Origin of the sequence: Ruania zhangjianzhongii, from assembly GCF_008000995.1 — a bacterium.
Classification (GTDB): Bacteria; Actinomycetota; Actinomycetes; order Actinomycetales; family Beutenbergiaceae; genus Ruania; species Ruania zhangjianzhongii.
Genome location: NZ_CP042828.1, coordinates 2,276,371 through 2,296,288, shown reverse-complemented (window position 1 = coordinate 2,296,288; position 19,918 = coordinate 2,276,371). Strand labels below are relative to the sequence as shown.

Annotated in this window: 19 protein-coding genes and 1 other RNA gene; 6 read left to right on the top strand and 14 right to left on the bottom strand. The window is 71.2% G+C overall.

All coding sequences use genetic code 11. The annotated features are described in order from the left end of the window. Window positions 1-52: 52 nt before the first annotated feature. Window positions 53-3,112, bottom strand: coding sequence for a bifunctional [glutamine synthetase] adenylyltransferase/[glutamine synthetase]-adenylyl-L-tyrosine phosphorylase (locus FU260_RS10680; protein WP_244951274.1), 3,060 nt, complete (start codon window positions 3,110-3,112; stop codon window positions 53-55). A 10-nt stretch (window positions 3,113-3,122) separates the two neighbouring features. Then, a complete protein-coding gene (gene glnA / locus FU260_RS10675) occupies window positions 3,123-4,457 on the bottom strand; it encodes a type I glutamate--ammonia ligase (protein ID WP_147917046.1) in 1,335 nt (444 codons plus the stop codon). 175 nt (window positions 4,458-4,632) lie between these two features. Between glnA and panB the strand changes: the two genes are divergently transcribed. Continuing rightward, window positions 4,633-5,490, top strand: coding sequence for a 3-methyl-2-oxobutanoate hydroxymethyltransferase (panB, locus tag FU260_RS10670; RefSeq protein WP_147917045.1), 858 nt, complete (start codon window positions 4,633-4,635; stop codon window positions 5,488-5,490). A gap of 220 nt (window positions 5,491-5,710) precedes the next feature. Here panB and FU260_RS10665 read toward each other — a convergent pair whose 3' ends face one another. Beyond that, window positions 5,711-6,517, bottom strand: a complete 807-nt coding sequence (locus tag FU260_RS10665; RefSeq protein ID WP_147917044.1) for an N-acetylmuramoyl-L-alanine amidase family protein — start codon at window positions 6,515-6,517, stop codon at window positions 5,711-5,713. Window positions 6,518-6,532: 15 nt separating this feature from the next. Continuing rightward, window positions 6,533-6,739 (bottom strand): hypothetical protein, encoded by a 207-nt coding sequence (locus tag FU260_RS10660; RefSeq protein WP_147917043.1) that lies wholly within the window; start codon window positions 6,737-6,739, stop codon window positions 6,533-6,535. Window positions 6,740-6,871: 132 nt separating this feature from the next. Between FU260_RS10660 and ppgK the strand changes: the two genes are divergently transcribed. Then, a complete protein-coding gene (ppgK, locus tag FU260_RS10655) occupies window positions 6,872-7,663 on the top strand; it encodes a polyphosphate--glucose phosphotransferase (RefSeq protein WP_147917042.1) in 792 nt (263 codons plus the stop codon). 73 nt (window positions 7,664-7,736) lie between these two features. Here ppgK and rnpB read toward each other — a convergent pair. Next, window positions 7,737-8,108, bottom strand: an RNA gene (gene rnpB, locus FU260_RS10650) — RNase P RNA component class A. 114 nt (window positions 8,109-8,222) lie between these two features. Between rnpB and FU260_RS10645 the strand changes: the two genes are divergently transcribed. After that, the gene (locus FU260_RS10645) at window positions 8,223-9,008 is read left to right on the top strand and encodes a YaaA family protein (RefSeq protein WP_147917041.1); all 786 of its coding nucleotides are present in this window, start codon (window positions 8,223-8,225) and stop codon (window positions 9,006-9,008) included. A 13-nt stretch (window positions 9,009-9,021) separates the two neighbouring features. Here the strand turns inward: FU260_RS10645 and FU260_RS10640 are convergent, their stop codons facing one another. The 3 genes from FU260_RS10640 to FU260_RS10630 are packed head-to-tail and all read right to left on the bottom strand — an operon-like array spanning window position 9,022 to window position 11,664. Continuing rightward, a complete protein-coding gene (locus FU260_RS10640) occupies window positions 9,022-9,771 on the bottom strand; it encodes a DUF1353 domain-containing protein (RefSeq protein ID WP_147917040.1) in 750 nt (249 codons plus the stop codon). Between the two features lie 7 nt (window positions 9,772-9,778). Then, window positions 9,779-10,510, bottom strand: a complete 732-nt coding sequence (locus FU260_RS10635) for a zinc ribbon domain-containing protein (protein WP_147917039.1) — start codon at window positions 10,508-10,510, stop codon at window positions 9,779-9,781. Beyond that, entirely contained in the window at window positions 10,507-11,664 is a 1,158-nt protein-coding gene (locus tag FU260_RS10630) for a Nif3-like dinuclear metal center hexameric protein (RefSeq protein WP_147917038.1), read from the bottom strand. The genes FU260_RS10635 and FU260_RS10630 overlap by 4 nt, the downstream gene beginning before the upstream one ends. A gap of 76 nt (window positions 11,665-11,740) precedes the next feature. Between FU260_RS10630 and FU260_RS10625 the strand changes: the two genes are divergently transcribed. The 3 genes from FU260_RS10625 to FU260_RS10615 are packed head-to-tail and all read left to right on the top strand — an operon-like array spanning window position 11,741 to window position 13,400. Beyond that, a complete protein-coding gene (locus FU260_RS10625; RefSeq protein ID WP_147917037.1) occupies window positions 11,741-12,274 on the top strand; it encodes a hypothetical protein in 534 nt (177 codons plus the stop codon). Window positions 12,275-12,318: 44 nt separating this feature from the next. Next, on the top strand, window positions 12,319-12,867 hold the full coding sequence (locus FU260_RS10620) for a hypothetical protein (protein ID WP_147917036.1): 549 nt from the start codon (window positions 12,319-12,321) through the stop codon (window positions 12,865-12,867). Beyond that, a complete protein-coding gene (locus tag FU260_RS10615; protein ID WP_147917035.1) occupies window positions 12,864-13,400 on the top strand; it encodes a hypothetical protein in 537 nt (178 codons plus the stop codon). Before FU260_RS10620 ends, FU260_RS10615 begins: the two co-directional genes overlap by 4 nt. 43 nt (window positions 13,401-13,443) lie before the next feature. On the opposite strand, the gene ptsP is transcribed toward FU260_RS10615, so the two are convergent. Genes ptsP through FU260_RS10585 form a run of 6 tightly spaced genes read right to left on the bottom strand, consistent with a single transcriptional unit; the run spans window position 13,444 to window position 19,914 of the window. Then, window positions 13,444-15,123 carry a phosphoenolpyruvate--protein phosphotransferase gene (ptsP, locus tag FU260_RS10610; RefSeq protein ID WP_147917034.1) on the bottom strand — a complete coding sequence of 560 codons (1,680 nt, stop codon included), beginning with the start codon at window positions 15,121-15,123 and terminating at the stop codon, window positions 13,444-13,446. After that, window positions 15,120-15,404 (bottom strand): HPr family phosphocarrier protein, encoded by a 285-nt coding sequence (locus FU260_RS10605; RefSeq protein WP_147917033.1) that lies wholly within the window; start codon window positions 15,402-15,404, stop codon window positions 15,120-15,122. Before FU260_RS10605 ends, ptsP begins: the two co-directional genes overlap by 4 nt. After that, window positions 15,397-16,668 (bottom strand): phosphopentomutase, encoded by a 1,272-nt coding sequence (locus tag FU260_RS10600; RefSeq protein WP_147917032.1) that lies wholly within the window; start codon window positions 16,666-16,668, stop codon window positions 15,397-15,399. The genes FU260_RS10605 and FU260_RS10600 overlap by 8 nt, the downstream gene beginning before the upstream one ends. Beyond that, the gene (locus FU260_RS10595; RefSeq protein WP_147917031.1) at window positions 16,665-17,837 is read right to left on the bottom strand and encodes an alanine racemase; all 1,173 of its coding nucleotides are present in this window, start codon (window positions 17,835-17,837) and stop codon (window positions 16,665-16,667) included. The genes FU260_RS10600 and FU260_RS10595 overlap by 4 nt, the downstream gene beginning before the upstream one ends. Window positions 17,838-17,845: 8 nt before the next feature. Beyond that, on the bottom strand, window positions 17,846-18,952 hold the full coding sequence (locus FU260_RS10590) for an aminotransferase class V-fold PLP-dependent enzyme (protein WP_147917030.1): 1,107 nt from the start codon (window positions 18,950-18,952) through the stop codon (window positions 17,846-17,848). Next, window positions 18,949-19,914, bottom strand: coding sequence for a phosphotriesterase family protein (locus FU260_RS10585; protein ID WP_147917029.1), 966 nt, complete (start codon window positions 19,912-19,914; stop codon window positions 18,949-18,951). The genes FU260_RS10590 and FU260_RS10585 overlap by 4 nt, the downstream gene beginning before the upstream one ends. Window positions 19,915-19,918: the final 4 nt, after the last annotated feature.

The window sequence follows — 19,918 nt, the reverse complement described above, 5'->3', positions numbered from 1 at the left end:
GTTGCCTCCGACGCGGTGGGCACAGCGCGGGTGACGTGGGTGGCGTGCGCGGCTACCCGTAGAAGACGTCCTCCATCACCTTGCGGGCGTGCCGGGCGGCGCGCATCCAGTCCTGCTCCAGATCGTCCGCATGCCCGGCCGGATACCCGAGCAGCCGGGAGATCCGCACCAGCGCGGAGCGCTCCGCCGGCAGCTGGTCGATCCGTGCTCCGGTGAGCCGACCGGTGGCGAGCACATTCGCGTTCCGCAGCCGGGTGGCCAGCTCCCACGCCTGCGCGAGCGAGGCCGCATCCGCAGCGCCGATCAGCCCGGCCTCCGCGGCCGCCGCCAGCGTGGCCAGCGTCCCAGTCACCTGCAGCTCCGGGTGGGTGTGCGCATGCTGGAGCTGCAGCAGCTGCGCGGTCCACTCCACATCGGCCAGTCCGCCACTGCCGAGCTTGAGGTGGTGAGTATCCGGTACCCCGCGCGGCAGCCGCTCGGACCCCACCCGCGCTTTGATCCGGCGTAGCTCACGCAGCTCGTGCAGATCCACCCCGCCCTCGGGATAGCGCAGCGGGTCGATCAGCGCGGTGAACTCCTCCCCCAGGCCGGTGTCCCCGGCCACCGCCCGTGCCCGCAGCAACGCCTGCCGCTCCCAGCCCTGCGCCCACCGGGCGTAGTACTCCGCGTAGGAAGCGAGCGTGCGCACCATCGGCCCCTGTCGGCCCTCGGGGCGCAGGTCCGCGTCCACCGCCAGCTTCGGCTCGCTGCCGGTGGACCCGAGCAGCGCCGGCACTGCGGTGGCCACCTCCAGCGCCCACTTCTGCGCGATGTCGGCGCCGGTCCCGGGCAGCGGATCGTGCACGAACATCACGTCCGCATCCGAGGCATAGGAGATCTCCGCCCCACCCAGGCGCCCCATCGCGACCACGAGGAACCGGGACGGTTCCTGCGCCAAGGCAAGCTTCGCCGTCGCCGACCGCCGGGCGATCCCGAGTGCCCCCACCAGGGCGAGCTCGGCGGCCGGGGTGATGATCGCCGCGCAAGTGGCCGCCGGCACCTCGGTGAGCACGTCGGAGATCGCCGCCCGGGTCAGTTCGCGGCGCCGGATGAACCGCACGGCAAGCTCTGGCTGACCGGTGTCCTTGCGGCGCGCGAGCATGGCTGTCATGTTCGCCTCGAGCGCCTCCCGGGAGCGCGGCACGAGGTCGGCGTCCTCGTCCAACCAGGTGACCGCCTCGGTGAGGCCGGCGATCCGTTCGGCCGCGTAGGCGCTGGCAGAGAGGATGTGTGCCAGACGCTCGGCGGCGGCACCAGAATCACGGAGCAGCTTCAAGTACCAGTGGGTGGCGCCGAGGGAGTCGGAGATCTTCCGGAACGCCAGTAGCGCCCCGTCCGGATCCGGGCCCTCGGCGAACCAGCCGAGCATCACCGGGAGCAGCTGGCGCTGGATCGCGGCGCGCCGGGACACCCCTTCGGTGAGGGAGTTGATGTGTCGGATGGCACCGGCCGGGTCCCGGTAGCCGATTCCGCGCAGCCGCTCCCGGGCACGCTCGGGGTCCAGGCTGACATCGTCGGCGGACAGCCGAGCCACCTGCGGCAGCAGTGGGCGGTAGAACAGGTCCTCGTGCAGGCTGCGTACCTGCCGGCGGACCGAGCGCCACTTCGCCAGCAGCGCCTTGGCGTCACCTCCCTCGATCCGGGCCGCCCGCGCCAGCACGTTCAGCTCTTGCTCATCGGTGGGCAGCAGGTGGGTGCGCCGCATCCGCATCAGCTGCACCCGATGCTCCAGCACCCGGAGGAACCGGTAGCATCCGGCGAGCTGATCGGCGTGGTCCCGGCCCACGTAGCCGGTAGCGGACAACGCCTCCAGTGCTGCCAATGTGTTCGCGGCCCGGATGCCCTCGTCCACCCGCCCGTGCACGAGCTGCAGCAGCTGCACGGTGAACTCCACATCCCGCAAGCCCCCACGGCCGAGCTTGATCTGCCGGTCCGCCTCCACCGGTGGCACATGCTCCTCCACCCGGCGGCGCATCGCCTGGGAGTCCTCCACGAAGTGCTCCCGCTCGACGGCGGTCCACACCATGGGGCGCAGGGCGTCCAGATACGCCTGGCTCAGCGGGGCATCCCCGGCCACGTGCCGGGCTTTGAGCAGCGCCTGGAACTCCCAGGTCTTCGCCCAGCGCCGGTAGTAGGCCAGGTGCGAGTCCAGAGTGCGCACCAGGGGCCCATTCTTCCCCTCCGGGCGCAGCGCTGCGTCCACCTCCCACAGTGGCGCCTCCCGGGACGGCATCGAGCACATCCGGGCCAGTGTGGCGGCCAGCTTGGTGGCAACCGGCAACGCCTCGTCCTCCGGGGTGTTGCCGACCGGTTCAGCCACGTAGACCACATCGACGTCGGAGATGTAGTTCAGCTCCATGCCACCGGTCTTGCCCATCCCGAGCACGGCCAGGCGCACCCCGGCGCCGTGGTCGCTGAGCTCGGCGCGGGCGAGCGCGAGCGCGCCGTCCAGTGCAGCGGCGGCCAGGTTCGCCAGTGCAGCACCCACGCGGGGCAGCAGCGCGACCGGGTCCGGTGCGGACAGGTCCTCGGCGGCGATACCGAGGAGCAGGTGACGGTAGGCGCGGCGCAGATCGTCCACTCCGCCGTCAGCGGCTCGAACCGCGGCCACCGGCAGCTGCGCGGCCGGGTCGGCCCCCACGGCGCGCAGTAGCTCGGCCCGCACCTGGGTCGCGTCCGACTCGGCGGCGCCCGGTAGCGCCACAGCACCGGTGAGCACGACGGCCACCTGAGCCGGGTGCGCCACCAGGTAGTCCGCCCAGAACGAGGACCCACCGAGTACGGCGAGCAGCCGCCCCAGCCCAGCTCCCGTGCCCGGCGGGCTGGACTGGCCCCCGGATGCTGCGCCGTCGCCGGTGAGAACGCTCAGGTCTGCCTCGGTCTCGGCCAGGCGGACCAGGGCGAGCAGCGCCCGATCCGGGTCGGCGACCTTGCCCAACGCCCCGATCAGGGCGGTGACATCGGCCGGGTCGAGCAGGGCGGCCAGTGCGGGTTCGGTGAGCAGGTCGGCGGAACGGGCGGTGTCGGTGAACCCCGCCCGGGCCAGCGCTGCGGTCAGGCTCTGCGGTCGCACCAGTGCCCGCTCAGATCAGGGTGAGGCGGGACAGCTCGTAGCCGGTGACCTGCGCCCGGTAGTCGTGCCACTCCTGCCGCTTGTTCGCCAGAAAATGGGAGAAGACCTGCTCACCGAGGGTGTCGGCGACCAGTTCGGAGTCCTCCATCAGGCCCACCGCCTGGTCCAGGCTGCCGGGCAGCGGGTCGATGCCCAGCGCGCGGCGTTCGTTGTCCGAAAGCTCCCAGACGTTGTCCTCGGCCTCCTCGGGGAGCTCGTAACCCTCCTCGATTCCCTTCAGCCCGGCCCGGAGCAGCACCGCCAACGCCAGGTAGGGGTTCGCCGAGGCGTCCAGCGCGCGGTACTCCACCCGCACCGACTGGCCCTTGGTGGGTTTGTACATCGGCACCCGCACCAGTGCGGACCGGTTGTTGTGCCCCCAGCACAGGTAGTTCGGGGCCTCCTGCCCGCCCCAGAGCCGCTTGTAGGAGTTCACGAACTGATTGGTGACGGCGGTGATCTCCGCGCCGTGCACGAGCAGCCCGGCCATGAAGGCACGCGCGGTGGAGGAGAGCTGGTAGCGGGCGCCAGGCTCGTGGAAGGCGTTGGTGTCCCCCTCGAACAGGGACAGATGGGTGTGCATCCCCGACCCCGGCTGCCCGGCGAGCGGTTTGGGCAGGAAGGAGGCGGTGAAACCCTGCTGGATGGACACCTCCTTGACCACCGAGCGGAAGGTCATGATGTTGTCCGCAGTGCTCAGCGCGTCGGCGTAGCGCAGGTCGATCTCGTTCTGCCCCGGGCCGGCCTCGTGGTGGGAGAACTCCACCGAGATGCCCATCGACTCCAGCAGCGTGATCGCCGCCCGGCGGAAGTCGTGGCCCTGCCCGCGGGCGACGTGGTCGAAGTAGCCGGCGTTGTCCACCGGCACCAGCGGGTCGGTCTCGGACTCCAGCGCCTGGAACAGGTAGAACTCCACCTCGGGGTGGGTGTAGAAGGTGAATCCGGCGTCGGCCGCCTTGGCCAGCGCGCGCTTGAGCACGTTTCGTGGGTCGGCTGCGGCCGGCTGCCCGTCCGGGGTGAGGATGTCGCAGAACATCCGGGCGGTGCCGTGGTGGCCGCCGCGCCAGGGCAGGATCTGGAAGGTGCTCGGGTCGGGCTGGGCGATCATGTCCGCCTCGCTCACCCGGGACAGCCCCTCGATCGAGGACCCATCGAAGCCGATGCCCTCGGTGAACGCGCCCTCGAGCTCGGCCGGGGCGATCGCCACCGACTTCAGCACCCCGAGCACATCGGTGAACCACAGCCGGATGAACCGCACGTCGCGTTCCTCGATGGCTCGCAGTACGTACTCCTGCTGCTTGTCCATACGCTGCTCCTGCTCTTGATCCGCTCCCGGGCGTGCTCCGACCAGTCCCATCATGTCAGCCCCGGAGTGGGCTGCGTCACGCCGATGCCCGCCGGTGCGGTCATCGCCCCCAGTCTGTCAGCGTGACGCGCTGCCGGGCACCCTGCCGCCGCGGGTTCGCACTAGGCTGGTGCCCATGTCACAGCAGACCCCGGACGCCCCCACAGGCTCGGTCCTTCCCGCTGTCGGTTCTGGCAAGCGCGTGCGCGTGCATCACCTCGCCGCTGCCAAAGAGGCCGGTGAACGGTTGACGATGCTCACCGCCTATGACGCCCCCACGGGGCGGATCTTCGACGAGGCCGGGATCGACATGCTGTTGGTGGGCGACTCGATCGGCGACAACATGCTCGGCCATGCGAACACCCTCCCGGTGACCGTCGAGGAGATGATCCCCCCGGCCCGCGCAGTGGTCCGCTCGACGAAGCGCGCGATGGTGGTGGTCGACCTGCCGTTCGGCAGCTACGAGGCGAGCGCGGAGCAGGCCTACACCGCCGCAGTCCAGGTGATGAAGGAGACCGGCGCGCATGCGGTGAAGTTCGAAGGCGGTGTCCGGGTGGCCGCGCAGGTAGAACTGATCACCGGGGCCGGTATCCCGGTGGTCGGGCACCTCGGCTTCACCCCGCAGTCGGAGAACATCCTCGGCGGAAAGCGGGTGCAGGGCCGCGGGGAGGACGCCGTGGAGAAGCTCTGCGAGGACGCGGTCGCCTTGCAGGAGGCCGGTGTCGTGGCCGTGGTGCTGGAGATGGTGCCTGCCCCGGTGGCCGCCCGGGTCACCGAGATCTTGCAGGTACCCACGATCGGCATCGGCGCCGGCCCGGCCTGTGACGGTCAGGTCCTGGTCTGGCTGGACATGGCTGGCATGGGTGACTGGGCACCGCGGTTCGCCAAGCAGTTCGGGCAGGTCGGTGCCGAGCTGCGACGCGCGGCAGAGGCCTATGCCGGCGAGGTGCGCACCGGCAGCTACCCGGCGCAGGAGCACTCCTACCAGGAGTGACCCGGCGCGCCTGGAGCAGTCCAGCGCCGGGTGCGACGACTACGCAGGACGCCCTGCGCCGTCGTCGGCGGGAGGACACGAGCGCGCCTCGGCGGGAGGACACGAGCGCGCCTCGGCGGGAAGACACGAGCGACCCTCCGCGGGAAGACACGAGCGCTCCTCAGCGGAACCACGCGGGTGCTGGCGCACCTGCGGCCGAATCACCCTCAGCGCACGGCGATCAGCGGTTCTCGTGCACCCAGGCGATGACGCCTGCGGTCACCGCCTCCACATACCGCTGCTGTCCGTCCTCGCTGCGCATCACCTCGGCGTCGCCAGAGTTGCGCAGTTCACCGAGCTCCAGCAGTACGGCTGGGCGGCGGGCGAAGTTCAGGGTCGCGTCATCGGAACGCTCAACGATCGGGTCCTCGAGCTCGTCGTTCGGGGTGAAGCCGCCGTCCTCGAGGGCATCGACCAACTCCTCGGCGAGCTCGCGGCTGGGTTCGCGCTGCGAGCTGGACAGCGGCGGGTCGGCCACCACCACGGCGAAGCCCGGCGCGTCCTCGTCCTCGGCGCTGGCCGCGTGGATGGAGACCATCAGGTCCACGTCCTGATCTTCGGCGAAGGTGCCACGGCGGTCCACGCACGGGCCGATGCCGTCATCGTCGGTGCGAGTCATCGAGACCGAGGCGCCCAGGGTCTCCAGGTCCGCGGTGAGCTGCTCGCTGACCTCGAAGGCGAACTCGTGCTCGGCGTAGCCGTCGACGCTGGCGGAACCGGTGGAGCCGCAGGCGGTCCGACCCTCGCGCCCGTCGGCGACCGGCCGGTTGGCGGCCTCCGGATCGTCGGCACGCCCACCGTTGTGCCCGGGGTCAACAGCGATCCGGACGCCGATCAGCGGCTGTGCGGCGAGGCTGACGCCCGGGTCTTTGCCTTCGGGAAACGGAACGTACGGCGAGAAATCCGCTGAGGCGGCGGGAGCCAGAGCCAGCGATGCACCCACGGCGAGAGCCGCCGCACCAGCCAGCCGGTGGATCCGTTGCCTCATCCGTGCGCTCCTCGGTCAGTCCTCAGGGTCGTCGTCCCACTCGCGGTCCTGTTCCTCCCACGCCTTGTTGCGCTGCCTCGCGCGCTGTAGAGCGTTCGCAGCCTCATCGTGGGTGCGGTACGGACCAAGTCGGTCGGTCCAGTCGCTGACCAGACCGCGCTCGACCTTACCAGTTTCGAGATTGTAGTAGTACGCCTGATCAGGGTCGGTGTGCTCGGTCACGGTCTCACCATTCCTCTCGCTCCACGACGGCGGCATCGGCACGTACCGGAAACTCTAGACTGCTGCTTGGCCCGAGTCCTGCCGTGAGGTCCGTGGGTGGGAGCTGTACTTGACGAAAGGGAACGATCCACGATGAGCAAGCACGAGGACGCGGCGAAGGTCGCGGAGGTCGAGGCCGAGAAGATCGGCTTCGGCATCGATATCGGTGGGTCCGGGATCAAGGGTGCGCCGGTGCACCTGGGCACTGGGGAGCTCCTCACCAAGCGGTTCCGCCGGCCCACGCCGGCCGAGTCCAGCCCGGAGGCGGTGGGCGCAGTGCTCGCGGAGGTGGTCGAGCACTTCGAGCTGCCGGGGATGGCGCACATCGGGGTGACGTTCCCAGGGATCGTGAAGGATGGTGTGGCGCACTCGGCGGCGAACGTGGACAAGCGCTGGGTGGACACCGATGTGGCCGAGGTGGCGCGGCGTTGGACCGGGCACACCGCGTATGTGGCCAACGACGCCGACGCCGCCGGGTACGCCGAGATCGCCTACGGCGCGGCAAAGGGGAAGAAGGGCACCGTGCTGGTTCTCACCCTCGGCACCGGGATCGGCAGCGCGATGATCCGCGACGGTGTGCTGATTCCGAACTTCGAGCTCGGGCACCTGGAGATCGACGGCTATGACGCCGAGAGCCGTGCCGCTTCCTCGATCAAGGAGGAGGAAGGCCTCTCCTACCCCGAGTGGGCCGAGCGGCTGCAGCGGTACTTCTCCCACGTGGAGTTCCTGTTCTCCCCGGACCTGTTCGTCGTCGGCGGCGGAGTGTCCAAGGACCACGAGCAGTTCCTGCCGCTGCTGGACCTGAAGACGCCGATCGTGCCGGCGAAGCTGCGGAACAAGGCCGGGATCGTGGGCGCTGCGGCGCTGGCGGCAGACAACGCCTGACCTGCCCGGGGGTCGTCCTGCGGGGAGTGCGCTATAGCGCACCCCTCACCTGACGACCCGAGGGGGAAGGGGGCGGATGAGCCGGCCGGTACGCCGGGTTCTGTAGCCGGATCCTGACGGACCCGGTGGCGGCCATCCATCTACGACGTACGTTGCCGCACGCCTCCAGCGACCTACCCGGAAGCTCGGGCGAGCAGCCCTCGAACACTTCCTGTCTGGTCTTGCTCCGGGTGGGGTTTACCTAGCCGCACCGGTCACCCGGTGCGCTGGTGGTCTCTTACACCACCGTTTCACCCTTACCGCTCGGCGAACCGAGTGGCGGTCTGATTTCTGTGGCACTGTCCCGCGGGTCACCCCGGGTGGGCGTTACCCACCACCCTGCCCTGTGGAGCCCGGACGTTCCTCGGCGCGGGTTCCCCCGCGACGCGACCGCCTGGCCGACTCATCCGCTGCCTAGTCTAACTGGGTCGAAGTGACGGATATACGGCGGGCGGTGCCATATTTCGCACACGCCGCCGTATATCCGTCGATTGGCACTCGCGCCGTAGACTCAGACCCCGTGCTCATCCTGCTGCCGCCCTCGGAGGGCAAGACCGCTCCCGCCCGCGGCCGGCCGGTCGATCTCGCCGCTCTCACCCGACCGGACCTGACCACCGCCCGCAGCCAGGTCCTGGACGCCCTGCAGCAGGTCAGCGCGCGCCCGGACGCCCCCGCGCTGCTCGGCGTCGGCGCCTCCCTGTCCGAGGAGGTGGCCAGGAACACCGCCCTCCGACAGGCGCACGCCGCCCCCGCAGCGAAGGTCTACACCGGCGTGCTGTACGCGGCGGCGGACCTGGCCGAGCTGACCGGCACCGCCCGCCGGCGGGCGAACACCAGTGTGCGGATCGTCTCTGCGCTGTGGGGCGTCCTCTCCCCCGCGGACAAGGTCCCCGCCTACCGGCTCTCGATGGGCACCTCGCTGCCGGGCACCGGTCCGCTGGCTCGGCACTGGAGCCGGGCCCTGGGAGACCAGCTGACGGGCCCGGGTCGCGCCACCGACACTGAGGTCATCATCGACTGCCGCTCGGCGGCCTACCTGGCGGCGTGGAAACCGCCCGCCGGCACCCCGTGGCTGACCGTGCGGGTGGTCGCGGAGACCGACGGGGTGCGCACCGTCGTCTCGCACCACGCCAAACACACCCGCGGTCTGCTCACCCACCACCTGCTCACCCGCCCCGGCAGCCCGCCGCGCACGATCTCGGCGGTGGTCGCGGCCACGCGCGAGCTCATCGGTCCGGTGCTGCGCGAGGTGAACCACCTCCGGGCGGCCACCGGCCCGGACACCCTGGAGCTGGTGCTCAGCTGACCGTCGGGCGTTCTCAGCCGCCGAACGGCGGCCCGCGCCGCACCGCCGGCCCACTCACCGCCCGCTCGAGCAGCCAGTACAGGGTGTAGACGAGCGCGATCGCGAGCGTCACATGCACCAGGAACGCCAGTGCCACCGCGGTGATGATGCCCGCCGGCGCGAACGTGCGACCCCAGCTGCAGGCCAGCACCGCCGGGATCACCAGCGCCCCGAGGGCCCCGCCCAGCAGCTCCGCGCCGAGGCTCCGCTCCCCCATCCAGGGCAGCAGGTTCCACACGTCGAACAGGTCCAGGGTGGCCAGGATGCCGAGCACGGTCACCACAGCGATCAGGCCGACGACAGCGCTCCGCCAGTACCAGCGGGGATGTTTCGCCTCCCACATGGTCGCCATGGACACCGCCGACCACATCAGCCAGGTCCGGATCACGCCGGTGCCGAGGCCGCGCATCGCGACCCGGAACAACCGGTCCGCCTCGGGGCGGGTGACCTCCGGCCCGGCATAGGAACCCGGGAGCACGAGGGCGTCGTGCAGCACTGCGGCGGGCAGGAACCGGCCGCTGCGCGGCACCAGCCAGGTGAACACCCACGGCACCGAGGCCATATCGGTACGGAAGGTCTCCAGCTGGGCGGGCACCACGAACGGTTCGGTGTAGTCGTCGGCGCTGTAGGCGATCGGGCGCAGCAGCGCGAAGTCGCGGCCGTTGATGCTGCGCAGCTCCAAGCGCAGCGGGCCGCCGTCGAGGGCGTCGGAGAAGTGGCCCACGCCCGGCTCAGGACACGCGGATGAGGATGTAGTCGTAGTCCTCGCTGCGAATCACGTCGTCCGGACCGGCATTGGCGATGGCGTCCTTCTCGGTCAGGCTGAGCGGTACCTGCACTCCTTCGGTGGCCAGCCCGCGCAGCGCGACGGCGGCCAGTCCCCCGGTCTGGGTGCGAACCCGTTCGTAGAGGGCGAGCAGGCCTTCGTCGATGCCGGTGGCTGCCGTCTCGCGCTTGCTCTGCGTCTCGGCGGTCTCGGCGTCCAGGGCCGCCAGGGCCTCATCGCGCTCGCTCTCGGTTCGGGCGATATCGGCCTGCAGCGCCTCGAGCTGCTCATTCACAGCGACGGCGTCCTTCTCGGCGCGCTCCATCCGTTCCATCACCTCCAGCTCGACCTCCTCCAGGTCGGACTGCCGTTTGGCGAGGGACTCGAGCTCATGACCGAGGGCCTGCAGATCCTTGGCGCTGCCGGCGCCGGCGTCCAGGCGCTGCTGGTTGCGGGTCGCCCGGGTTTCCACCTGCTCGACGTCGGTCTCGGCCTTGGCGAGCTCACGCCGGGTGTCGGAGATGAGCACCTCGGCGGCAGTCTTCGCCCGCTGCAGATCCTCGGCCCGGGCGGTGAGCTCGGCGTGCGCCGCCAGAGTGGGATGGGTCTTGCGCTGGTGGGCGAGCTTAGCCAGATGGGTGTCGAGCGCCTGCACGTCCAGCAGTCGGAGCTGGTCGGCAGCGGGTGCTGTGGTCACGAAGTTCCTCCGGGGTCGGCTGCACCCAGCCTAATGGTCCATGGGTCACTCACGCGGGTGCTGACGATGGTCTCCAGCCGGCCGGCGGCATCGGCGTCCAGCGCACGGGCCGCCACCGGCAGCCAGGGCCACTCGGTGGCCCAGTGCGCGGCGTCGATCAGGGCCGGCGCACCGGACTCGGCGCGGGCCTCCTCGGCACGGTGGTGGCGCAGGTCGGCGGTGAGGTAGACGTCGGCACCGGAGCGGTGCGCGGCCTCCAGGTAGGCGTCCCCGGAACCGCCGCAGACCGCCACGGTGGAGACCACCTGATCGAGGTCACCGCTGACCCGGATGCCCTGAGCGGTGGCGGGCAGCGCCGCGGCCACCTGCTCAGCCAGCTCGCGCAAGGTCATGTCATACGGCAGGTACCCGACCCGCCCACTGCCCACCGACCCGGACGGTGCCTGCGTGGTCAGGAAGGAGAATGCCGGTTCCTCGTACGGGTGGGACTCCCGGAGCACGGCGGCCACCTGGTCCCGGCGATGCGGCGGCACGACCATCTCGATCCGCCGCTCGGCCACCCGCTCGTGTCGGCCGATCTCGCCGATGGTGGGGTCGGCGCCGTCGTGCGGGGTGAACTCCCCGGTGCCGGTCACCGACCAGGCGCAGCCGGTGTAGTCCCCGACCGCCCCGGCACCGGCACTGGCCAGCGCTGCCCGGAGCGATTCGGCTTCCTCCTCCGGGACGTACACCACGAGCACATCCAGCGACTGACCCGGGGCGGGCACGAGCGGGCGGACCTCGGCCAGGTCCAACGTGGCGGCAAGCGCCTCGTTCACCCCGCCGGCGGCGATATCGGCGTTGGTGTGCGCCACGTACAGCGCGATCCCGGAGGCGATCAGGGAGTGCACCACCCGGCCCTTGGCACCGGTGGCGGCCACGGAGTGCACCGGCTTGAGCAGCAGCGGGTGGTGGGTGACCAGCAGGTCCGCACCGGCGGAGGCCGCTTCGGCCACCACCTCCTCGGTCGGGTCGATCGCGAACAGCACCCGCTCCACCGGTGCGACCGGGTCCCCGACCACCAGCCCCACCGCATCCCAGGGCTCGGCAGTGGCGGGCGGGTAGCGTCGCTCCAGGTAGCCGATCACGTCGCGGAGGTGCAGTGGCGGGTCCATCCCTCGAATGTATCCGCCCACCCCGACGCCGGGCTACGCTACCCGGCAGCAATCACCGAAATGGGGGGCAGAAGCTGTGACCGTCGACCAGGCACTCGCGCAGCTCCGGCATACCGGGTACCTCGCCGTGCGTTACCAGCACCGCTTCGCCGTCGCCCACCTGATCGGCTCGTTGATTGCCCTGGCGTTCGTCGTCGTCGCGGGGTTGGCCGGCCTGGTGCGGCTGTGGCAGATCACCGGACTGAGCAGCGAGCCGGACCCGGCCGGCGTGGCGATCTTCGCCGTGTGCGCCGGTGTGCTCGCCGGGCTGGTCGGCCTCGCTGCCTGGCTGGCGGCACTCGCTGCGGGCCGGGTGAACGGTCAGCACCCCGGCCTGGTGCTGACCGCGCAGGGCGCCGCCGTCGGGGCACCCGGCAGACGCGCGACCGCGTCGGTGCCTTGGCCCCAGGTGACCGAGGTGCGCGCCCTGCGGATCGTTCACCGCACCGTGGTGCTGATCATGTCCGGGAAGAAGGGCAAGACGGTGCCGATCCGCCTGGAGTTCGAGGATGAACGGCTCTATGCGTTGGTGAGTTCTGCCCATCGGATGTTCGCCCCACCCCCGCGCTAGCCCGCTATGGTGCGGAGATCGCCGGCGCATACCAAGGGGAGCTCATGACCATCGACGATGTCCTGCGCCAGTTCCGCAGCACCGGACAGACCCAGGTGGGCTACGACCGGGCGCGCTGCCGCAAAGACCTGATCAGCGCGATCATCGGCCTGCTGCTGCTCGTTGCCGTCTGCGCCGTGTGCGTCTACACCACCTCGCTGATGGCCGAGGCTACTCGCGAGGATGGGCCCGGCTGGGCCGTCCCGGCGATGGTCGGCCTTCTGGTGCTGTTCGCCGTGCCGGTCGGACTCATGCTGTGGACGATCATCCTTGTTCGCGAACGCATGAACGCCGAGTCACCGGCGCCAGGGCTGCTGCTCAGTCGCCAGGGAGTGTCCGTCGGCACAGCGTTGGCCAGGCCCAAGACACCAGTGCCATGGAACGCGATCGACTCGATCACGCTCCAGCAGCGAGGCTCGGGGCAACCGGTGGTCACCCTGATGACCGCGGCACGCCCGGTCTATGTCCCGCGAAGCATGCAGTACGACCCCCAGGAGCTGCACTACCTCCTCGAGAACGCCCGACTCGTCGCCACCGGAGGCCAACAGGCATGACCATCGAGCACACCCTGCACCAGTTCCGCGCCGCCGGGCGCGTCGAGGTTGATTTCAGCACTGCCTACGCCAGGCGCGAGCTGATCCTGGGCGGCGCGGTCACGCTGCTGATGCTCATCCTGACGATCGCGACGATCCCGGGCTCTCTTGCGGATCTGGCGGACGCGGAGCTCTCCGCCGGCCGCCGGGCCCTGGCCGCAGCGGTGATCCTGCTCTTCCTGGTCGCCGTGCTGATCATGGTCCCGCTGGTAGTCCTCGCAGTGCGCCGCCTCATCGGCGCCAGCCCCGGCCTGGTGCTCACCACCGACGGCGTCCGGGTAGCGCGTCAGGCCGGCCCGCTGCGGCCCGCGGTGTCCTGGTCAACCATCCGCGACATCGAGATCCAACGAAGTAGTCGCGGGCAACTGATGGTGGCGCTGGTCGGCGAGGCCAAGACCACCTCGGTACCCATCGGCCTCGCCCACGACGCGCAGGAACTGCACGACCTGCTCGAGAGCGCTCGCCTGATCTCTACCGGACCCCGGCGGCCGTGACCCCCGGGGACCGATCGGTCCGCCTGTCCCAGTAGATCTCGGGTCAGACGTGCAGAGTCTCCCGGACCGTCTCGTCCAGCAGCGCCGCTGCCGCCGAGCGAGCGGCCGCAGCATCAGGGGCGGCCAGCGCCGCCTCGGCCATCCGGCGGCAGGCGCGCAGGTCGTGAGCGCGTAAGGCATAGCGCACTCCGCCGACCGACGGCGCAGACATGGACAAGCTGGAGATGCCCAGTCCGGTGAGTACCAGCGCCATCAACGGGTCGGCAGCCGACTCCCCGCACACGCCGACGGGTTTCCCCGCCGTCTTTCCGGCACGGACGGTGGCCGCCACCAGCCGGAGCACGGCCGGTTGCCACCGGTCGGTCAGGTCGGCGAGGTCGGTGCTGAGCCGGTCGGCCGCCATCACGTACTGGGTCAGGTCGTTGGTGCCCAGCGACAGGAAGTCGAGCGGGGCGAGCAGTTCGTCGGCGAGCAGGGCCGCGCTGGGGACCTCGACCATCGCACCGACGGTAGTGATCCCGTGCGAGCGGGCCCGCGCGGCGAATTCTGCCGCCTCACCAGCGGTACTGATCATCGGCGCCATCACCCATACCGGGGATGGGTGGTCGGTGGCAGCCTCGGCGATGGCGGCGAGCTGGTCCTCGAGCAGCTCCGGGTGCCGGCGCGCGGTGCGGTAGCCGCGCAGCCCGAGCGCGGGGTTCGCCTCGCCGTCAGCGGTGGCGAAGGTGAGCGGCTTGTCTGCCCCGGCATCGAGGGTGCGCAGTACGACCTTGCGGCCGTCGAATGCGTCGAGCACCTGCCGGTACACACCCACCTGTTCGGCGGAGCTGGGCGCGGCGGCCCGGTCGAGATACAGCATCTCGGTACGGAACAGTCCCACGCCGTCGACGGCGGTACTCGCCGCGCGTAGCGCGTCCTCCGGGGTGCCGATGTTGGCCAGGAGCTGGATCCGGTGGCCGTCGCTGGTGGCGGCGGGCCGGTCGTCCTCGGCAACCTCAGCGAGTCGCCGGGCACGGCGCAGGGCTAGGGCGACCCTCTCCTCGTCGGGGTCGGCGACCACGGTCCCGCTGGCGGCGTCCACCAGGATGCGGGCCCCGGCGGGTAGCTGGAGTGCGGCGGCTGCCCCGACCACGCAGGGGATACCGAGCTGACGGGCGATGATCGCCGTGTGGCTGGTCGGACCGCCGGCCGCAGTGACGATGCCGGCGATCAGGTCCAGGTCGAGCGCTGCGGTGTCCGCAGGGGCCAGATCGGCGGCGATGATCACGCTCCGCCCGATCAGTGCCGGCATGCCAGGTTCGTCTTGGCCGAGGAGCAGGGCGACCACCCGGTCCCGGACGCTGACCAGGTCGGTCACCCGTTCGGCCAGATAGCCGCCGGCCTCCTGGAAGGTGGTGGCGAAGCTCTCGACGGCCCGGGTCACAGCGGTTGCCGGGCCGAAGCCCGCGCCGGCCTGCCGGACGGTCTGATCGGTCAGTGCGGGATCCGCCGCCATCGTCGCGGCCGCGGCCAGCGTCTCGGCGAGCGGGCCGGTGGCGTGCGCGGCCCGATCGGTCAGCGCGCGGGCAACCTGGTCGAACGCGTCGTGGATCCTGGCCGTGGCGGTCTCGATGTCCTCGGCGGCCTCGTGCTCGGGCGCGACCGGCGCTGGTGGCACGTGGACGGCCAGGCCGATTCCGGCGCCATACCCGACGCCAGCACCACGGGCAGTCCCAGGCGTCATCGGTCAGTGCTCTCGGCGGCGTCCAGGTCGGTTTCCAAGAGCGTGACCAGGTCCTCAAGTGCCCCTTGGCTGTCATCGGCGTCGGTGCTGAGCACCACCTGCTCGCCATGCTTGGCCCCCAGACCCATCACCGACAGGATGCTGCGCGCGTCCACGCCGGGTTGGCCGGCCCGCGCGATCTGGACCGGCAGTCCGGCCCTCTGGACGGCCTGGACGAACAGGTTCGCGGGCCGGGCGTGCAGGCCAGAGGTCGAGGCGATGGTGGCGGTGCGCTCAGGCATGGGTCCTCCTGGTAGCGGGGTCGGGTTCGCTGCTGGTCAGATGGTGGGCGTCGCCGTGGCCGAGGGCGTGTTCGCCGAGGCCGAGGCTGAGCGCCACGGAGGCGCCGACGTCGGCGAGCGACGGCAGATCGTCTCCGCGGCGGACCGGTATGGCCGGTTCCGTGGTCCGGGCGGCGGCGAGCACGGGGACGTACTCACGGGTGTGGAAGGCGTGCCCGATCCTCGGGTCGTTCCCGTGGTCGGCCACCACCACGAACTGCTCCCCGGGTGCCAGTGCGCGGAGCAGGTCGGGGATCGCGACGTCGACCTGTTCGAGCAGGTCGAGGTAGCGGCCGGGATCCTGCTGGTGCCCGGACAGGTCGGTCTGCTGGACATTGGTGATCACCAGACCCGGTCGGCCGGATGCCTCGAGGGTGTCGGCGAGCACGGCGGCGGTGTCGACTCCGGGTCGGCGTTCCACCGCTGCCTCGGTAGCGAGGATGTCGGCGGCCTTCCCGATCAGGGTGACCGGGAGGCCGGCGTTGGCTGCAACTTCCGGCAGCTGACGGTGATGGTCGAGCGGGGCACCGAGGTGGCGCACCTGCAGGCCGCCGTTGCGGTAGAAGCCGCTGGTCGGGGTGTCCAGGCCGATCGTGGCGTCCTCCCCCGGGCGAACGTAGGCCGGCAACGGCTCGTCGGCGTAGCCACCGACGGCGATCACCCGCGCCACCGGAGCCACGGCGCGCACGGCCTGGGCGGCGTGCAGCAGGTCCTCCCACCGGACCTTGTCCAGCGGTGCGGACACATTCCAGTTCAGTCCTGGGTCGGCTTCGAGGTTGTCGTGGACGAGCATCTGCCCGTCGACGAGGATCACCGCCCGGCCGTCGAGAAGCTCGGTGTGGTGACCGATGAGCTCAAGTGCCTCCCGTACTTGCTCAAGCCGCTCCCCGACCCGGCAATGGGTCACGTGGGACATGTCCGCGCCCATCATCGTCTGGTGCCCGGCGAAGGTGTCCGCGCCGGGGTAGCCGAGGGCGCTGCGCCGGGCAGTCACCTCCAGGTGCGCGGGCGCCGGCTGCGGTGCGGGCAGGTTCAGGTCGGGGCGCAGGACGGCCAGGCCGAGTGCGGTCAACCACGGGATGTTCGCGGTGCTGCGGCGCTCGTCCCGGCTCCATGCGAGCAGGGAGCCGAGCGTGTCCGCGCGAACGTCCCCCGGGCGCAGGTCACCCGCGTCCGGCAGGGCACCGATCCCGAACCCGTCCAGGACGAGGATCGTGGTACTCAACCGCCCACCTCCGAGAGCTCTCGGCCGGTGGCGTCGAACAGGCCGACGAGCTGGGGGCTGCCGGATTGGATCCCGGCCACGACCGCCACCTGGGACCGGGTCACGAAGATCTGGGTCCGGAACGCCATCAGGGCGACCTCCCCGAGCTCCGGCTCGCTCCCGCCCCCCAGGCGGAGCCGGCGGTAGTAGTCGATGTTCTCCGCTGGGGTGTCCACCAGGGTGGCCTCTCGCAGCTGCGGTCCGCGCCCGAGCAGCACCTGCCGAGCATGCCCGCGGGCGTAGAAACCGCCGCCGAAGACCGCCGGTGTCGGCTCGGTCTGGGCGATCTCGGAGACGTAGACCATGCCCGGGCGCTCGGGCAGGTGGTCCCGGACGGCATGCTCGGGCGTGGTCCCGGTCAGGGCATGGCCAGGTTCGACGTGCGTGCCACCGAGCGCGGCCACCAGCGGGATGGTCGAGCAGCTGGACTGACTGGGCAGGTTGATCACCGGGTCGATTCCGGCCGTGCGGAGCACATCGGCTGCGGCGAGCGCCCGGTCGGCGGTCGGGGTGGGGCGGACCTGGGCGGAAACGTCGTCGAAGAGGAGGCACGGAAAGGCGGTCACCCCGGCTATCTGGACGTGCTCCAGACCGGCGGCGAGGTCCAGGACCTGCGCGACGGCGGCGGGTTCGATGCCGCCCTCCTGGCCGGGGTAGGTGGTGGCCGGGTCACCGGCGATCCGCAGCAGCACCGGTTGTACGATCCCGAGCCCCGCCGCTGCCTCCGCCACGGCGCGCAGGTTGGCCAGGTCGAAGACGGTGACGTACGCCGGGCCGGAGGCGAGGATCTCCGGCAGCGCCCGGCGCGGCACCTGGACCAGATGGCCCACGTTGCCCAGCCGCACTCCGGCAGCGGTGACCGCTCGTGCCTCACGGACGTCGATCGCCGTGGCGGCGCGAATGTGCTGGGCGATCGCGGCGGCCACCGGGGGCACTCGGCCGATCTGCTTGGTCACGAACCAGGGCTCGATCTGGTGACCGGCGGCCGTGGCGGCCAGCGTCTGAGCGTTCTCGGTGATCACGTCCAGGTCGAGCACGTAGGTGTCCGGACCGATGCGACCGTAGGCGTGCAGTTCGCGGGCGGAATCGAGCAGTGCCGGGTTACGGCGCTGGGTCAGCGACAGGAACATGAGCCCCCTCAGTTCGGGATCGAGCGGCGGAGGATGTCGACCACGAGGTCGGCACCGGCGCGCATGGGGTTGATCCGCAGCGTCCAGTCGCGCAGCTCGGGCTGGGCGGACAGCGCTGAGGAGGACAGCCGGTAGATCATCGGTGCCACCTCGAACCGGCTGTTCGAGCCGACCGGGTAGGGCGCGGCCCCGTGGGTGGCAGCGGCGGCCCGGACACGGTCGGCCTCCGGCTCGGCGAGCAGCGCGACGACACACAGATCCTGCACGTTCGCGACCTTCGCGTCGACGATCCCGGGGACCGCGCCCTGGCCGAGCAGGCCGGCGAGGCGGTGCACCTCGGCCGACTGCCGCGCCCAGTTCAGCGGGGCGTTGACCAGGGCCTGCAGAGCGTGCAGCGCCTGGTGGCCTTGCACCTGACCGCCGCCGGAGTAGTTGGCGCGGTGGGCGGTCTCGATCAGGTCGTCATCACCAAGCACCACCCCGATGCCTTCGGGTCCGTGCAGCTTGAACAGGGAGAAGGCGGAGGCGCTGGCACCGTGCTCGGTGCCGATCGCCGGGGTGCGCACCGCCGCGTAGTTCTCGTCCACGATCACCCGCCGGCCTGCGGCCCGCGCCGCAGCGACCACCTGCATCGGGTCGAAGCTGTCGGTCAGACGCTGCCGGCTGTGCTGGATGTACACCCAGGCGGGGCCGTCGGGGTCGGCCAGGGCCCGCTGGACGGCGTCGGGGAGGTCAAAGTCAGCCCGGACCGGCTGGACCATCCCGTCGCGGAACGTGGTGGCGGTGGTGGAGTAGTCGGGGGCGTCGTGCACCAGCAGCCGCCGGTCGCCGGCCTCCCAGGGCCCTGCGGACAGGGCGGTCCGGATCGCTCCGGTACCGGCACCTTGGACCAGGCAGGCAGCCTGCGCACCGAACGCGGTGGCGAGGACGCGTTCAACGGCCGCCGTGGTCCGCGGCCGTCCTGTCTCTGGCCGGACCCCGGCGTCGGCGGTGAACATGGCTGCCCCGGGCAGCTCGTCGCCGGCGGCTGCCACCAGGCGCTGCTGCAAGCCGAAGGCTGCATCGACGTCCAGGTGCGGCAATGGATGGGTGCGGGGCAGCACCGGCCCGGTCATGACCGCACCCCGATCCGCAGGGCCGCAGCCGGGCCGATGTCCTCGCTCCCGGTGAGCCAGCGCAGGGCGTTGTCCCGGTAGAGCATGGTGAGGGTGGCTCCGTCGACGCCGGCGGCCCGCAGCCGGTCCGCGAACGGGCAGAGCACGTGCGCATACCCCTGCCCGCCTTCGCTGCGCAGATAGGAGTGCCGGGAGATGTCGTTGGACAGCAGCAGATGGGCGCCCAGACCCTGCTCGAGGAGCGCGAGCAGCATCCGCACCCGAACGTCGTCCCCCTGGTAGGACTCCTTGCCCACAGTATCGAAGGCGAGGTAGGCACCGGCGTCGGCGATCCGGGCGTGCTGGTCGACGTCGTCGATCAGATCCTGGTGGCCGACGCACACCCGAGCCAGGTCGGCACCGGAGTCGGCCAGCACGTCGAGCTGGCCCAGCGCCCCGATGCCCAGGTGGGCGTGGGTGGCGATCGGTGCGCCAGTGCGGGCACTGGCGCGGCCCGCGGCGCGCAGGCTGGTCCGTTCGGCCGAGGTCGGCGCGGGCCCGTGGGTACCGATCTCACCGATCAGACCGGCGCACACGTCGGTGCCATCGATCCCCACCCTCAGATCGGTCAGCAGCAGTTCGGTCGCGGCGTCCAGGTCCGGTCCCGGTTCGCCCTCGGGGTGGAAACGCTGGTAGTACCAGCCGGTGCTGGCCACCACGGGCACACCGGAGTCAGCAGCGATCGTCTGCAGGGTGTCCGGGTCCCGACCCATCCCCCGGCAGGTCTGATCGATCACCAGGCTCAGGTCCGCCCGCTCGCGGGCGTCGGCGAGCTCGGCGGCCACCGCGGCCGCATGCCGGCCGGACAGCATGCCACCGGCGTCCGCCTCGGTGCGCAGGTCGAGCGCAAGGTGCTCGTGCGGGAGTACCGGTCCGGTGACCGCATCGGGCTGGATCGGGCCGAGGACCGTCTGGATGAGCATCGGT